At 36.3% G+C, this 16261-nt stretch carries 17 protein-coding genes; 6 read left to right on the top strand and 11 right to left on the bottom strand.

What is annotated here, in order from left to right:
• Positions 1–5: 5 nt before the first annotated feature.
• The 4 genes from ACFX4G_RS07125 (at position 6) to ACFX4G_RS07110 (ending at position 2925) form a co-directional block, all read left to right on the top strand.
• Positions 6–1268 (top strand): dicarboxylate/amino acid:cation symporter, encoded by a 1263-nt coding sequence (locus ACFX4G_RS07125; protein ID WP_377573552.1) that lies wholly within the window; start codon positions 6–8, stop codon positions 1266–1268.
• Between the two features lie 138 nt (positions 1269–1406).
• The gene (locus tag ACFX4G_RS07120; protein WP_013057043.1) at positions 1407–1541 is read left to right on the top strand and encodes a hypothetical protein; all 135 of its coding nucleotides are present in this window, start codon (positions 1407–1409) and stop codon (positions 1539–1541) included.
• 150 nt (positions 1542–1691) lie between these two features.
• Entirely contained in the window at positions 1692–1877 is a 186-nt protein-coding gene (locus ACFX4G_RS07115; protein ID WP_377573549.1) for a hypothetical protein, read from the top strand.
• Positions 1878–2013: 136 nt separating this feature from the next.
• Positions 2014–2925 (top strand): LysR family transcriptional regulator, encoded by a 912-nt coding sequence (locus tag ACFX4G_RS07110; protein WP_097823422.1) that lies wholly within the window; start codon positions 2014–2016, stop codon positions 2923–2925.
• A 187-nt stretch (positions 2926–3112) separates the two neighbouring features.
• On the opposite strand, the gene ACFX4G_RS07105 is transcribed toward ACFX4G_RS07110, so the two are convergent.
• The 8 genes from ACFX4G_RS07105 to ACFX4G_RS07070 all read right to left on the bottom strand — a co-directional run bounded on the left by ACFX4G_RS07105 (position 3113) and on the right by ACFX4G_RS07070 (position 10411).
• Positions 3113–3799 carry an O-methyltransferase gene (locus ACFX4G_RS07105; RefSeq protein ID WP_097823424.1) on the bottom strand — a complete coding sequence of 229 codons (687 nt, stop codon included), beginning with the start codon at positions 3797–3799 and terminating at the stop codon, positions 3113–3115.
• Between the two features lie 178 nt (positions 3800–3977).
• Positions 3978–4697 (bottom strand): pentapeptide repeat-containing protein, encoded by a 720-nt coding sequence (locus ACFX4G_RS07100; protein WP_043982459.1) that lies wholly within the window; start codon positions 4695–4697, stop codon positions 3978–3980.
• Between the two features lie 18 nt (positions 4698–4715).
• Positions 4716–5045: a PadR family transcriptional regulator gene (locus tag ACFX4G_RS07095; protein WP_377573544.1), complete on the bottom strand. Its 330-nt coding sequence runs from the start codon at positions 5043–5045 to the stop codon at positions 4716–4718.
• Between the two features lie 156 nt (positions 5046–5201).
• The gene (locus ACFX4G_RS07090) at positions 5202–5780 is read right to left on the bottom strand and encodes a GNAT family N-acetyltransferase (protein ID WP_377573541.1); all 579 of its coding nucleotides are present in this window, start codon (positions 5778–5780) and stop codon (positions 5202–5204) included.
• A gap of 181 nt (positions 5781–5961) precedes the next feature.
• A complete protein-coding gene (locus tag ACFX4G_RS07085) occupies positions 5962–6435 on the bottom strand; it encodes a hypothetical protein (protein WP_013083145.1) in 474 nt (157 codons plus the stop codon).
• A 244-nt stretch (positions 6436–6679) separates the two neighbouring features.
• A complete protein-coding gene (locus ACFX4G_RS07080) occupies positions 6680–8140 on the bottom strand; it encodes an aminoacyl-histidine dipeptidase (RefSeq protein ID WP_377573538.1) in 1461 nt (486 codons plus the stop codon).
• Positions 8141–8334: 194 nt separating this feature from the next.
• Positions 8335–9111, bottom strand: coding sequence for a 3-hydroxybutyrate dehydrogenase (locus ACFX4G_RS07075; protein ID WP_013057034.1), 777 nt, complete (start codon positions 9109–9111; stop codon positions 8335–8337).
• A gap of 19 nt (positions 9112–9130) precedes the next feature.
• A complete protein-coding gene (locus tag ACFX4G_RS07070) occupies positions 9131–10411 on the bottom strand; it encodes a GntP family permease (RefSeq protein WP_377573535.1) in 1281 nt (426 codons plus the stop codon).
• Between the two features lie 337 nt (positions 10412–10748).
• Here ACFX4G_RS07070 and ACFX4G_RS07065 point away from each other — a divergent pair, with 337 nt between their 5' ends.
• Positions 10749–11348: a DedA family protein gene (locus ACFX4G_RS07065; RefSeq protein ID WP_014460120.1), complete on the top strand. Its 600-nt coding sequence runs from the start codon at positions 10749–10751 to the stop codon at positions 11346–11348.
• Positions 11349–11384: 36 nt separating this feature from the next.
• Here ACFX4G_RS07065 and ACFX4G_RS07060 read toward each other — a convergent pair whose 3' ends face one another.
• The 3 genes from ACFX4G_RS07060 to ACFX4G_RS07050 form a co-directional block, all read right to left on the bottom strand.
• Complete coding sequence (locus tag ACFX4G_RS07060) at positions 11385–12692, bottom strand: CitMHS family transporter (protein WP_377573532.1); 1308 nt, start codon at positions 12690–12692, stop codon at positions 11385–11387.
• Between the two features lie 197 nt (positions 12693–12889).
• The gene (locus tag ACFX4G_RS07055; RefSeq protein ID WP_377573529.1) at positions 12890–13597 is read right to left on the bottom strand and encodes a response regulator; all 708 of its coding nucleotides are present in this window, start codon (positions 13595–13597) and stop codon (positions 12890–12892) included.
• Positions 13594–15090, bottom strand: a complete 1497-nt coding sequence (locus tag ACFX4G_RS07050; protein ID WP_377573525.1) for an ATP-binding protein — start codon at positions 15088–15090, stop codon at positions 13594–13596. The genes ACFX4G_RS07055 and ACFX4G_RS07050 overlap by 4 nt, the downstream gene beginning before the upstream one ends.
• A gap of 306 nt (positions 15091–15396) precedes the next feature.
• On the opposite strand from ACFX4G_RS07050, the gene ACFX4G_RS07045 reads away from it, so the two are divergent.
• A complete protein-coding gene (locus tag ACFX4G_RS07045; protein ID WP_097823431.1) occupies positions 15397–16167 on the top strand; it encodes an SDR family NAD(P)-dependent oxidoreductase in 771 nt (256 codons plus the stop codon).
• Positions 16168–16261 lie beyond the last annotated feature (94 nt).

The raw sequence follows: 16261 nt of genomic DNA, 5'->3' as shown, positions 1-16261 counted from the left end.
TAACTATGGTTTTAAGTGTATTTAAAACGTACAGATCATCGCTTATTCTGCTTCTCGCTATTTTACTTGGCGGGATAGCAGGATATGCTATTGGCCCCGATGTGGCAGTCGTGAAGCCTTTTGGTGATTTGTTTCTCAATTTAATGTTCATGATTATCGTTCCCCTTGTCTTTTTTAGTGTGGCTTCGGCGATCGCAAACATGAACGAAATGAAGCGTCTTGGTAAAATTATGCTAGGAATTGCCGTTGTGTTTGTCGCCACTGCTGCTGTTTCAGCCGTTTTAGGCTTTTTAGGCGCATCACTTTACAATCCGCTACATAATGTAGATACTTCTGCCATTAAAGAATTGATGGGTGACAGTGAAAATACAGCTGAAAAAATGACGCTTTTAACTCAGCTTGTTAGTACATTTACTGTACCTGATTTTGTTCAGTTATTTTCGAAAGATCACATTTTACAATTAATTGTCTTTGCCGTTATTTTCGGTATTGCTACAACGATGGCTGGCGAAAAAGGACAGCCTATGGCGAAATTTCTGACTTCGGGTCAAGAAGTATCGATGAAGGTTGTTAAAATTGTGATGTACTATGCCCCAATTGGTTTAGGATGCTATTTCGCTACTGTAGTAGGAGAACTTGGACCAAAGATCTTACAAGGGTACGCTAGAGCATTTATTCTTTATTTATTAATTGCAATCGTTTACTATTTCGGTTTCTTTACGCTATATGCATGGATTGCTGGCGGTAAAGCAGGAATTAAGCTGTTTTGGAAAAATGCAGCTGCTCCTTCTATCACCGCTATTGCTACCTGTTCTTCTGCTGCATCTATTCCAGTCAATTTAGATGCAACAAAGAAAATGGGTGTGCCGCTGGATATTGCTGAAACAGTGATTCCACTAGGAGCAAACACGCATAAAGATGGTTCTGTTATCGGTGGTATTCTAAAGATTGTTTTCTTATTCAGTTTGTTTGGCAAAGATATGACGTCTGCTACGAGTATTTTGAGCATTTTAGGCGTAGCCTTTTTAGTTGGAGCCGTAATGGGAGCAATCCCTGGAGGCGGTATGATTGGCGAAATGTTAATCATTACAATTTACGGATTTTCGCCAGAAGTTCTGCCCATTATTGCGGTCATTTCCACAATTATTGACGCCCCTGCTACGCTTTTAAACAGTACGGGAAATACAGTAACAGCGATGCTTGTTACAAGGTTTACAGAAGGAAAAGACTGGATTAACAAAATTATCACCACCGATAAAGTCGCTTAGTAAAAAAGCAAAGGGAACAGTCTTAGTGACTCTCCCTTTGCTTTTTTCGTGTGCAGTAATATCGATAGCGGTGTATAAAGTCTGTACATACGCACATTCTAAAGGTATGTTTCTTAACCGGACTGGAGGTGTCGTCTAATGAGTAACGCTGCAGGAGGTTCAAAGAAAAATCAACCGAATGATGCGAATCACGTAAGCGCAGAAACAAAAGCTCATCAAAAACGTCTTACTGAGCAAAACAAACAAGAGCATCAAGCTGAAGAACGAAAATAAAATGACGTTAAAGAGCGCAGCGCCTGCGTTCTTTAACGTCATTTTATTTTTAGAGAGAACTTCATAACCCTGCTCGTTATGGGGCTATCGTACAACCTCCTTTCGAACTTTTACATATTCTATTAATAGGTTTGTAAAAGGAGGAATAACATGGTGTTTTCTTGGCTAGAGATTACAGCCGCAGCCTTTGGATTTTCAGTTATTTTGATAAGTTTTGCATTTTTACCTGAACGCACATACAAAAGTCTTTATATCCCTCATCAGCTAGTAGCAAAATCTATTTTTCTCTATAAAAAGATTATTCGTTTTATAAATCAATTTCGACAGAAACTTTAGCTCATTTCCTTTCCCTGTTTTTATTCATTGGATATATCCTCCCCCTTTTTAGTCAGCGCATTTACAGTAAATAATTTAGTGGTTAAAATAAAGAGTAAAGAAAAAGGATAAGCAGTTTGCAGAAATGGAGTTTCACATGGAAATCAGAGACTTAGAATACTTTATAGAGGTAGCGAATCATAAAAATTTTACAAAGGCAGCGCTGCAAGTTCACTTATCACAAACGGCTTTAAGTAAAGCCGTCAAAAAAGTAGAAAATGAACTAGGATTTGAGCTTCTTGATCGTTCAACAAGAGAATTAAAGCTAACCGATGCAGGAGAAGTCGTGTATCATCAGGCAACTAAAGCTCTGTCGGTGTTAAAAGACATGCCTCACTTGTTGGGAGATTTAATGAACTTGCAAACAGGGCAAATCAAGATGGGAGTCCCTCCGCTCATCGGGACCTTGTTTTTCCCGAAGATTGCAAAAGCATTTAATGAACAATACCCTAAAGTATCTCTAGAGCTTATTGAATTTGGAGCAAAAAAAATTGAGGCACTTGTGGAAGAGGCTGGTGTAGATATGGGGATTGTTATGCTTCCTCTTACAAGCGGTCATGATGAGCATTTTCACGTATACCCGTTCGTTAAGGAGAGATTTCTTTTATACGCACATAGAAACCATCCTTTAGCAAAACGTTCTTCCGTCTGGATGAAAGAATTGGAGCATGAAAAATTCATTATGTTCAGTGAAGAATTTACGCTGCACGACCGGTTAATTCAAGATGCTTTAAAATCAGGCTTTGTGCCTTCTATAGCGTATAAAAGTTCTCAATGGGATTTAATTATTGAATTAACAGCGGCAGAACTAGGTATTGCTATTTTACCCGAATCGCTTTATGCCAAAGTGAAAGATCCCAATATTACTACCGTACCTATTGCAGATCCTGAAATGATGTGGGAACTTGGAATTATTCTGTTAAAAGAACGCTACAGTTCATTCGCTGTACGAGAATTGATTAATTTTTTAACCGAAAAACAAATGACAGATAAATTGGGGCTCCTTTAAAAAAGAGTCTGGAACAAAAGTATGTTAGTTGAAGGACAATCCGAACGAGTTTGGTCGAGAATCCAGCTCGTTCGGATTTTTTTAGGATGATGATGAACGCAGGTTTCATGTATGTATTTGCTTCTAGCTGTTGATTGGATAGATTTAGTTATGTCTCCGTTTCTTTTTAGGTGTAATACAAGTTTTATCATTCAACAACCCCTACAATGAATCCATCATAGCCTTTGCTTCCAACAGTTTGTATAGCCGTGGCGCTTATTCGTTTTTCTTGAGCCAGAGCATTCATAAATTGGCGAATTCCCTTTACATTTTCATCTTCACTTTCTGAGTTCACCACATGCCCTTGACGAACAACATTATCACAAATAATCGTACTTCCTCTTTTCGATAATTCTAGAGCCCACTTTAAGTAATTTGGGTTATTCGGTTTGTCAGCATCAATAAAGATAAGATCAAACGGCTCTGTTCCCTTATCCTTTAATACAGCTAATGTATCAAGCCCGGGGCCGACAATGACTTCTACTAAGTGGCTTACTCCCGCTCTTTTTAAATTAGCTCTTGCTACTTCTGCATGCTGAGCGCTTAATTCGAGCGTAATCAGCTGTCCGTCTTTCGGAAGAGCTCTGGCTAGCCAAATCGTGCTGTACCCTCCAAGAGTACCAATTTCCAAAATGCGTTTAGCTCCTTTTAATGAAGCTAACAAATGCAGAAACTTTCCTTGATTAGGCGATACGTCGATGGCAGGTAATCCAGCCTCTTGATTTGCCTTCAATACCTCATCAAGAACAGGGTCAGGTTGTATAAGCTTATCATTCATATAAAGATCCACTTCATTCCAAATTTCATATATAGACATTTCCATACTCCTCCACATAAGTGATAAAAGCTTTATTATTCAAAGATACGAATATGTTTTTCTCATATCCACCTTGTTGCCGTAATCGTTCGTATTATGAATGTGTTCTAGCTTTCTAATAAACTATCCTGCTCGCTCTTAAAAAGAATTGTTATATGTCCATAAAAAAAGACCTTCAGAGAGGTCTTTTTTATCTTTAAATAATCGTAACTTTACTAAGATCTATTTTGGCACTTTTTAAAAAGTTATATGTCAATTTATCCATTTTTGCACCTTCAAAATCAGATTTCTTTAAATCTGATCCTCGGAACTGTACATTTAGCAAAGTTGCGTGGCGAAATGAGGCTTTTTTTAATGATGTTCCTTCAAAGATTGTTCCGTTAAATGTTTCTTCGTCAAATACAATGTCTGTTAAATTACATTGCTTAAAGTACGTGTTGTCATAGATACAGTCTTTAAAACTGGCCTGTTTAAAATTTGCCCATTTAAATTGTACGCCTGTTAAATTAACGTGATGAAATATTGCTTTCGTTAAATTGCTGCTTTTAAACATGCTGTCCGTAAGATCTGCGTAGCTAAAATCAGATTCATTCAAATTACTGGCATTAAATTTCCCTTTATACACCGATACAGAACGAAAATCAGATTTTGTAAGCTCGGTCTTTGAAAAATCCATAGGGACGGTTTGCTTTAATTCCTTTGTTTCTACATTCATTGATTGAATCAGTTCTGTGATATCACCGATAGAATTGATTGTCATATAATAAGCCTGTTCTTCATTATGCCCGTCTTTTTTGTAATCTGTAAATTTTTCCTGCAAGTTCTGTGATAGTTCTTCTTCTAGATCTTGAACATTTTCTACATCCTGATAAGGAGCCAAAATGTTATGCACATGATTTTTTATTTTTTCGTTCATTTATAACATCATCCTTTCTCACAACAATAAATCAATAATTTTTTTCGCTTGCTCCCAATTTTCTTTATTTTGTTTATATACGCTTTTTCCTTGTTCTGTAATTTTATAATATTTTCTGCGACCGCCTTGTACAGCATCTCCCCAGTAAGAAAGAATATGGCCGTCTTTTTCAAGGCGCTTCAAGCTTGAATACATTGTGGCTTCTTTTAATTCATACTGCTCTTTAGAGTAGGTATAAATAAGCTTACTAATTTTATACCCATACTTATCACCGCTGAGAAGTAATTTTAAAATCATTGTATCTGTATGTCCCCGAAGTAAATCTGAAGACATTTTTGCATATACCAAAGTATCACCTCTTTATGTATAATTTAAATCATATTACTATGACAGTCAAGGTATTATATTTAATAAAATACACTAATATATAATTGAACATATGTAAACAGCTTAACAGGAGAAAATAGCCGGTAGAAACGTACCGGCTATTTTCTAGGAGACATCTTATTCTTCGTTATAGCTGAGCTTAAATACTATCGGCGTACTTTCTGCTGATATTTTCCAAACCATGTGGTGATACCCCTTGCTCCAGTAATCTTTTACTAAATAATCAGGGATTCCAAATATGTTTTTCCATACTTCCTGAGCATTTTTGTATCCGCTGTCCAAACAAATTTTTTTAATTTCTCTGCTTTGAAGTGTAAGCAGCATAGTATGTAAAAGCAGTGTTCCTACACCTTTTCTTTGGTACTTTGGATGAACAAAAACTGTGCCGATTTCAATCCATCCTTGCAGCTCTCCTTTTGTACACGTCGTAATTAATTCACTAGCAGGACCATATTCAATACAGCCAATAATCTTATTGGTGCACGTATCTATTCCGAGCCAAAAGAATCGATGTTTTCCACCGCTATCAAGGTCACTTTTTAAATATTGTTCTTTACTTTCAATTTCTATTTGTATATTGTTCACCATTTCAGATAGACCCTCTTTATGAAAGGTATCTGTGATTACTTCATTAAAAAGCTCGTGGAGTTCTGCGCGGTCTTCTATTTTTGGTCTTCTTATTTCAATATGATGCAATGTTCATTCCTCCTTGTTATTTCACGGCAGAATATGAAGCTTTACCATTATTATTTATTATTTATCAATCTATGTTGATAATCCTTTTCTCTTTCTACTGTTTTTCCAATAAAAAAGCACGAGAAACTTTGAGTTCTCGTACTTTTTTATAATACGGATTCTGCTTTTCTATTGGGAACTGTTAATACTGATTCACAAAGCTCTGGATTTTACATACGAATTCAGAGAGATTCTCTTTTATCTCTTTATCCTCTGTTTTCTCTACTTGCTCCTGTATGGCATCAATCATTAAACGTGCTCTTTTAGGATCTATAGAGGCCGGTTGGCTGCTGTTGTTTGATAGACTTTTCAAAATTTGATTAGTCATTTTGTTTTTATCGTGAATATAAAATAATATTTGAGGAACTTGATTAATTAACAAATTTACGTATCTGCGAAACTCCTCTATCTCATATAATTCTCTTGAATTACCTTTAAAGCCATCAACGGAAAGCATAAGACTCTGGTAGCCTTTATCACTGCGTTGATTAAGTGCTTTAATCACTTTCAAAAACCGATCGAACTTTAGATAACGTATTTCGTCTTTCCTTAATTCTAAAAATTCAATTTCTCCTTTTTCCAAAAAGGGATCTTTGATAAGACTATTGTCATTCATATACATTCTCTCCCTACTAATTTATTAGTTGCAGAGCTTGTTTTGAATTCATTTGTCTATCGTTTTAGTAATTGTTTACCTCTTTTAGGCCCGTTTTAAAACCTTTATTTGTAAAACGCTTACATAAATGTTCTCAATTGCCTGACGTGTTGACGGAATTCTGCTTATTATCTGCTAAATGACGAATGAAAAAGAGCTCCTTTACAGAAGCTCTTTTTTTAAAATTATAGGGATGCTGATAACTTTATATCTTATTTGCTTCTTTTAATACCGCTAATAAGTATTCCCATGTCTTAATAGTAGACGGAATGCTCAGGTGTTCATCAGGTGTATGAACGTCGTACATATCGGGACCGAGCGAAATGGCGTCTAATCCAGAGATTTTTCCCAGGAAAATACCGCATTCAATTCCAGCATGGATGGCGATGATCTCCGCCTCTTCCCCATACTTTTCTTTGTAAACCGTTTTACATAATTCACGAATTTTTGAATCTGCATTGTACGCCCATTCAGGGTAATTGCCTTTTGTTTCAACTCTTCCTCCGACTACTTGAGCAAGTATGTGCACTTGACTTACTATTTTTTCTTTTAAGCTTTTTACTGAGCTGCGGATTTCATTTTGAAAAACAATCTCAGACTCTGTCGTCGTAATCACACCTAAGTTGGTAGAAGATTCTACTAATCCTTCGATATTCATACTCATGCTTTGAACGCCGTTTGGTGTTAGCATAATAGCTTGTACAATTCGTTCTGTCGTTTCTTTTGTAAAACATTTCTCATCGGAAGAAGATTTGTTTATTTTTACATATACGCTCGGATCAGCCGCTTGTAATTCATTTTTTACTATTTCGTTCCACTCACGAATCTTATTCTCTAACTTTCCTACCTCAGAAGGCTCAACTGATAGAATTGCTTCTGATTCACGGGGAATCGCATTTGATTTTAATCCTCCACTAATGCTGCTTAAAGAATAGGGAAGTTCATGTTGTAAATCATATAAAACTCTTCCTAGCAGTTTATTAGCATTTCCTCTTTCTTTATCAATTTCCATTCCAGAATGTCCGCCGCGCAGTCCACCAATGCTTAAGCTATATGTTTCTGAGTTATCGGAAGGCGATTCCCAGTCTACGGGAATACAAAGCACGTTTTTTACCCCGCCTGCGCTGCTGACAAGCAGCTTTCCGTCCTCTTCTGTATCAAGGTTAATAAAGATTTTCCCTTCAAAATGAGCTGGATTTACAGCAATGGCTCCGCCCATAGTTGTTTCTTCTTCAGTAGTAATGACTACTTCAAGAGACGGGTGAGCTATATCATGAGCATCTAGTAAAGCCAGTGCATATGCAACGGCAATCCCGTTGTCAGCTCCTAGCGTAGTACCATTTGCATAAAGCATATCTTCCACAATTCGCAGTTGAAGCGGATCTTTTTCGAAATCATGCACAGTTCCTTTATTTAACTCGCATACCATGTCCATATGTCCTTGCAAAATGATGGCTGGAGCATCTTCATATCCTTTAGCTGCCGGCTTTTTAATAATTACATTTAAAGCCTCGTCTTGTATAACTTCAAGGCTTCTTTCTTTTGCAAAAGAAACTAAATAGTCACTAATTTTCTTTTCATTTCCAGATTCTCTAGGAATAGCTGAAATTTCGTTAAAAAAATAAAAAACCGGATGTTTAATTAATTCATTTACTGTTTGCACCATATGTATCATCCTTTCTGAACTGCAGGCTTTTTTATCATACTATTTATCTTTACAGGAGAAATAGTATAAGGCTTATTTTATGTATAGCCTAGTTATATTTTAACGTTGATTAGCTCGATAGAATAGGTATAACATAAAAAAGCATAAAGGAGCTCATTAGACTCCTTTATGCTTTTAATGACTTATTCTATTTTTTATTGAGCTGTATATCCGCCGTCCATTACTACCGCTTGACCAGTTACACCTTTTGCTTTATCACTCGCTAAGAAAATAGCGTAGTCAGCAATTTCGCTCACGTCTAGTAATCTTTTTTGAGGGACTAAAGGATAAATAACTTCTTCAAGCACGCTCTCTAATGGTACATTTCTTGTTTTAGCTAAACCATCTAACTGACCTCTCACTAGTGGTGTATCCACATAGCCAGGACAAAGTGCATTCACCGTAATACCGTGTGCTGCGCCTTCAAGAGCAGCTACTTTTGTTAGCCCAATTACACCGTGTTTAGCACTGTTATAAGCTGCTTTGCCCGCAAAACCGATTAAACCGTTGATAGAAGAAACGTTAATAATACGTCCGAACCCTTGTTTTTTCATAATCGGAAACGCGTGCTTAATCGCCATAAATGGAGCTGTTAGCATAATTTTAATCATTAACTCATATTTTTCGGTTGGAAACTCTTCGATTGGAGAAACATGCTGCAAGCCAGCGTTATTAATGAACGTATGAACCGCTCCAAAATGTGCGTTTGCTGTTTCAATTAAATGTTTGATTTCTTCTTCTTTTGTTACATCGGCTTTGACACCAAGCGCTTCAAATCCAGCTTCACGAAGATTTTGTGCAGCAGCTTCTACAGCAGCTTGATCAATGTCGGATAATACAATTTTCCCGCCGTTTTCTGCGAATCGTTTACCTATTTCAAACCCAATTCCTCTTGCTGCTCCTGTGATTACAATTACTTGATTTTCAACCATGTGTATTCTCCTCCTGTTTTTAAATAATACCGGCTGCCGCTAATGCGACTCCTGCAAATAAAGCGATTGTCGGGATGATAAATGCAACAACAAATACGTCTTTATACGTTTCTTTATGCCGAAGACCAGTTACGGCTAATAGCGTTAACAACGCACCGTTATGCGGTAAAATAGATGAACCTGACGCAACGCTTGCAATACGGTGAAGAGCATCGGCACTTAAATTCGTCGTTTGAGACAAGTTATACCACGTATCTCCTAATGCTTGAAGCGCAATACCCATACCGCCGGATGCTGAACCCGTTATCATCGCTAGCACTTGAACGCTTAATGCTTCTGAAACGAGTGGATTGCTCGAAATGTTTAGCAACACATGCGTGACATCTTTAAACTCTGGAACTGCTGTAATAACCGAGCCAAAACCTACTGCTGCACTCGTGTTAATAACAGCCATCACGGATCCTTTTGCTCCTTCATTTATAGAAGAAATAAACGTTTTATAGTGTTTAAAATTAATAAGTAAAATAGAAAAAATACCAATTAATAATGAAACGATAGGCTCCCATTTTAAAACGTTTAACGTCACGACAACGACAATCAGCGGTAAAATAGCTAATATTACATTCATCGAGTCCTGCTCTTCACTCGCTGCGACTGATGATTCATTAAGCTCGGTAAATCCTTGATTTTTAGCTTTTAATTTTTTATCACGATAAGCTAACCATAAATATCCTCCCACTGCCATAATAAGACCTGAGACAATTCCAATAATCGAACCGGACATTGCATTCGTTTTAAATGTAGCAGTCGGAATCAGATTTTGGATTTGAGGCGTACCTGGAATCGCTGTCATTGTAAACGTAAATGCTCCGAGTGCAATGGTTGCTGGCAGTAAATTTCGCGATACGTTAGCTTCTCGAAATAGCGCGATTGCTAAAGGATAAATCGCAAAGACAACAACGAATAGACTCACTCCGCCGTATGTCAAAATGGCTGAAGCAATTAGCACCCCTAAAATGGCTCTTTTACTTCCAAATAATTTAGCAATACGCTGCGCCAACGATTTGGCTGCGCCTGTATCTTCCATTAGCTTTCCAAAGACGGCTCCTAATAAAAAGATGGGGAACCATTTTGCGGCGAAATCTACAAACCCTCCCATATACACATCTGTATAAGTAGGCAGTACTTTTAAACCGCTAAAATAAGCAACGAACGTAGCAACAACAGGTGCCACCCAGATAATAGACCATCCTAGATAAGCAAAAAACATCAACAATAACAATCCTACAATAATAACCACACGGTAACCTCCTTTCCTTTTAATATCTATACATAATGGATTGTTTCACAACACAACAAGTTTACACCCGCTATTTTTATAAGTAAAATGAATAAAAGGAATCAAAACTATGAATAAAAGTCGTAGTTTATTTAAAAATTCACCCTCAATTATTTTTTTCCTATAGTTTCACTTCTGAGTAGAAGCTATAAAATACACTTCCTTCCTTTTTCCTTGTACAAGCTAATTTTTTTCTGTCACATCCCGCTTTCTTCCTTTATTTTCTTTTCTTTTATAAGTTTTTCCGAACATATAGATGGGTATTTGAATGTTATGACACAGAAAAAGAGGCGATCTTATGCTACATTTCATAACAGACTTACTGAAACAATTTGGAATTTGGGGACTTTTAAGCGGACTGGCCATTGAGGCTTCCTCCCTGCCGTTTCCTGGTTCTCTTCTCACCCTTACCTACGGATACTTATTAAACATGCACATAGTGAAATTATTATTAATCGCTCTTGCAGGAAGCGCCGTTTATACAGCTTTTAGCTTTATACCGTATGGGATAGGCTATAAATTAGAGGATAAGGTAAAGAAAAAATTATCAAAAAAGAAAAAAGCATTTGAGAAATCACAAAAATGGTTTAAAAAATGCGGATTATGGAGTATTGCGATTGCTCGTCCTTTAGGGCTCGGAAACTACATTTCCTATCTTTCAGGGCTATCTAAAGTGAAACCTATGCCGTTTGCTCTGCTCACATTTCTTGGTATCTTTCCTTTGAATATTGCCATGCTTTGGTTAGGGCAAATCGGAAACTTTAAGTCCATTCAATCTTTTATTTCAGATGCACAAACCTATATTTTAATTGCAGCGGTAGTGGCTGTATGCGGATTTTTAATTTATAAGTTCTATTTTAAAAAAAGCAGCTGCAGCGAACAGTCTAGTTCAACGTAAGAGTATAAAAAAAGACCCTTCGGGGTCTTTTTTTTATCAAATAGAAATAACGCCTAAAATTAATGCAGCTATTGTCATCACTGCCGTAGTTCCTAGCGCCCACTTAATTAAAAAGCGTTGCAAATCACTAAATTCAATTCCTACCATTCCAATTAATAAGTGAGCTGCTGCTACCAAGGGACTTATCACGTGAACAGGTTGTCCTAAGATAGCAGCTCTTCCAATTTCAACTGCGCTAATGCCATAACTTTCGGCAGCTTGAGCAATAATTGGCAATACGCCAAAATAAAAGGCATTATTAGACATAAAAAATGTAAAAGGAGCACTTAAAAATGCTACTACAACTGGCAAAAAAGGACCCATTGCATCTGGGATTATTCCTACAAGTGTATTTGCCATAGCATCAATCATCTTTGTTCCAGACATAATTCCTGTAAAAATACCTGCTGCAATAACAATTGAAACGACGGCTACCGCATTATTTGCATGAGATGAAATTCGCTGCTGTTGATCTTTGATGTTTGGATAATTTATTAATAATGCAATAGCAAACGCTACCATGAACAAAAGCATTAGCGACATAAAGTCCATAATTAAGCACACCATAAGACTAACGGTAAGGAGAAAATTAAACCATACTAACTTAGGACGTCGATAGTCTAAATGTTGCGCTGTTCCCTCTAATTCATCTGCATGTGCGATTTCATTTGCAAAATGTTTAATATTGATAACTCCTAACCTTTTTCTTTCCCTTCTTCCAAGGACAACAGAAACAAATAGCACCCATAGAAGTCCAAAACCCATTACAGGTATTAAAGGCAAAAACAACTGAGACGAATCTAAATTTAATGAACTCATAGCCATAGCAGAAGCACCTCCCCACGGAGTCATATTCATAACTCCCATAGATAGCATCGCAACTCCTGCTAAGATAAGCAGATTCATTTCTAGGCGTTTATATAATGGAAGCAAAGAAGAGACCGTTATCATATAGGTAGTAGTTCCATCGCCATCTAAAGCAACCATCATTGAAAGCACAGCAGTTCCGACGACGATTTTTAGAGGATCTCCTTTTACAATCTTTAAAATGAAGGAAACGAGAGGGTCAAACAATCCTGAATCAATCATTAATCCAAAATATAAAATAGCAAATAAAATCATAATAGCTGTAGGAGCAATATCTTTTACACCCTCTAGCATCATAGGTCCCATTCCGCTAGCAAAACCGCCTATTAAACCAAATATAATTGGAATAATGATAAGAGCAACCATTGGGGTAAGTCGCTTTGACATAATTAAATACATGAATACTGCAACCATTAAAAATCCTAATAAAGAAAGCATCGATATTCTTCCTCCTTCTTGATAACGTTTTCACTTTTGTTTGCTACACGTTATTAAAAAGGTATCACTTGTTAAAGCAGGTTCATAGATAACCACCATAAGTTTAATATCTTTTATAAAAGTAATTCTTTTCATTTTTTTCATGCATCATTTCTACATAAAAACGAGATAGCGGTTCTTTGTCCGCTATCTCGTTTTTATGCAAAATTAGTTACTCGGTATTTTCGCTCAGGCCTCCCTACACTTCCATACACTATTTCCACCTGCATTTCTTTACAAGATACTAAATACTCTAAATACCTTCTCATTGTTGAATAACTGATACCTACTAGTTGAGCAAACTCATCTACATTCAAGCTCTGCTGAACTTCGCGAACTTTATCTCTTACTAAACGAAGAGTATGTTTATCAATCCCCTTAGGAAGTTCTTTTACTGCAGCTGCTGATTGAGTGTGGCGGTTATGACGCGTTCTAAATAAATGGTCTATTTTATCTTGGTTAATCATTTTATTTTCGGTTAATTCTATTCTCGTAGACTGATAATGTTTTAAAGTAGATAAAAATTTATCAATAATTACAGGTTTCACCAAATAACCAAATGCTCCTCCTCTTATTGCTTCCCCTACTGTTTCAACATCATTGGCTGCCGTTATTAAAATAATATCGATTCCTCGATACTTCTTTCTGATTTCCCACAGCAGCTCCACTCCGTTGATATCTGGTAAAAAGACGTCTAATAAAATTAATTGCGGCGTAAATATTGTTAATAGTTCTAAAGCCTGTTCTCCAGATCCTGCTGTCGCAACAACAGTGAAATGCTCTAGTTTCTTAGTAAACTGTTCATAAATTTGTGCAGCTGTAGAATCATCTTCTATAATCATGACATTAATTTGATTTTCAGTCATATCGATTCTTCCTTTTCATTATTTAATAGCTTTGGGATAACTAATGTGAATCTTGCTCCTTGTAACATACTTTTGCTTATGTATAGTTCACCTTTAAGTAGCTCTACAGATCTTTTAACAATAGTCAATCCAATTCCGTGATTTTCACCTTTTTTCGTTGTGTAACCATCTATAAAAATCATATTTTCTACTTCTTTTGATATCCCTGGCCCATTATCTTCAACTTCAAAAATCAGGTCATTTCCTACATCTGTAAAAGATACCACCACGTTCCCTTTATGTTCTCGCACAGCCTCGAGCGCATTATCGATTAAATTCCCCAAGATAGAAACAACGTTTTTTGCGTCTTCGATATCTAAAGTACTTGTTAAGTTACTATCTTGGTCAATTTCTAAAGTAACGTCTAATTCTTTCGAACGATTGATCTTTCCAAGTAAGCATGCCGCAATCAAAGGATCCTTTACAGAAGACATTAAAAAAGAAATAATATCTTGGCGTTCCTTTACCTCTGATGAAATCATTTGCATGACATGCTCATACTTCTTTAACTTTAACAATCCATAAATCACGTTCAGCTTATTTAAAAATTCATGATTTTGAGCACGTAAATTATCAGAAAACATTTTAATTTTAGAAATTTCTTCTGTCAATTCTTCAATTTGAGATAAAGTTCTTATAGTAAGGACGATACCCTGCACTTCTTTTTTTCTTACAATAGGAGATAAATCTAAAATATACTGCTGACCATCTAATACAAGGGACTGGTTAGAATACACCCGCTGCTTTTCTATCGCTTGATCAATTAGCTGTCCTAAACGGGAGTTCTTTATCTCTCCTCCTATTTGAAGATGACCAAATAGTTCTCTGGCCCTTCTGTTCATCGACGTTACATATTTTTCAACATTTACAGTAACAGTAGCATCTTGAATAGATTCAAGGGTAGCCTCTTTTTCTTTAAAAAGAAAGGAAATCTCCTCCGGTTCCAGTCCAAATATTAGTCTTTTTACCCGCCTTGCAATGAAAAAAGCTCCAAATGCTCCAATAAGAAAAGGAATACAGGACAATTTAATGATTTTTATTCTATAATCATTAATCTGTTTTTCTATATTGCTTACGAGAAACCCTACTGACGAAACGCCTATTACGTTTCCTCGGCTATCCCATATGGGGGTCTTGGCTTTAATTGCAAATCCTGAAATTCCTTTTCCTTTATAAATAATGGATTGATGCTCCTTTAAAGAAGCTTCGTTGCTTGTTTTGGTATGTTTTCCAATATAACTACTATTGGGATGAGAATAGCGGATTCCTTTATCATTAGCAATGGTGACGTAATCTGCCCCAGTGGTTTTTCTTATTTTTTCTGCAACAGGTTGGATGTGCTCAGAAGGATTTTTATTCTTAAAAGCTTTTACAATCATTTCGTCTTCAGAAGCTAATTTTGCTACTGTCATAGCTTGCTTACCTACATATTTTTCAACAATTTCATCTATCATTGCAGAAAATAAAATGCATACAAGGACGGTACTCACAAGAATAACTACCGTAATAAGCAATGTAATTTGGGCAAGTAAACTAGGTCTTCTATTCACATTAAGAGAACGCATACATTCCTCCTTTTAATGAAATGAAATTTCGGCTGTTGTTTCAAGTGTAGCATAAAAGAAAAAAAGTTTAGCACCCAACTTCAAATGTTTATAAATAGACGTCTAAAGGGAAAAATAAATCGAATAAACGCTTGACTTAAAGTATACTTTAACAATTATAATCAATTGGAAAACATCGAAAATGGAGGAATCAACATGAAATATACAGTAATCACTGGCGCAAGTTCAGGAATTGGATATGAAACAGCTTTAGCTTTTGCAGCACGTGGAAAAAATCTTATATTGGCTGCACGTAGAGAGGACAAGCTAGAAGAGTTAAAAAGAAAAATTGAAGAACTGAACCAAGATGTAAATGTTATTGTCCAGTCGGTTGATTTATCCGTGGCAGAAAATGCTCATACGTTTTATGAGTCACTCAAAGAGTATGAATTAGAAACTTGGATTAACAATGCTGGATTCGGAAACTTTGCTTCTGTCGGTGAACAAAAATTAACTAAAATTGAAACAATGCTTCATTTAAATATCGAAGCCTTAACCATTCTTTCTTCTCTATTTGTAAGAGATTATGAAAACGTTGAAGGTACACAGCTTATTAATGTCTCTTCTGGAGGCGGCTACACCATTGTGGCTGATGCGGTAACTTATTGCGCAACAAAATTCTACGTAAGTGCATTTACAGAAGGTCTTTCTCAAGAATTAAAAGGAAGAGGAGCAAAAATGCAGGCTAAAGTTCTAGCTCCGGCGGCTACTGAAACAGAATTTGCACAGCGTTCGATGGATATGAGTGATTTTGAATACGAAGGACGAGTACCTAAGTTTCATACGTCAAAAGAAATGGCTGCTTTTATGCTGGACCTTTATGATAGCAATAAAACGGTAGGACTTGTAGATGGAGTAACTTACGAATTTCACTTAAAAGATCCTATCTATCCATATGCAGACAGAGCAACAAGCTCAGATTCTTAAACAAAAAACACCCTTCCAAAGGTGTTTTTTTATGTCCGTTTAAATGAGTAACTATCTTGTTTATGTAATGAAGATGCTTAAAGATAATCTTTTC

The sequence above is a fragment of the Priestia sp. YIM B13486 genome (assembly GCF_042787865.1).
GTDB classification, from domain to species: domain Bacteria; phylum Bacillota; class Bacilli; order Bacillales; family Bacillaceae_H; genus Priestia; species Priestia megaterium.
This window is presented reverse-complemented; position numbering and strand designations above follow the sequence as displayed.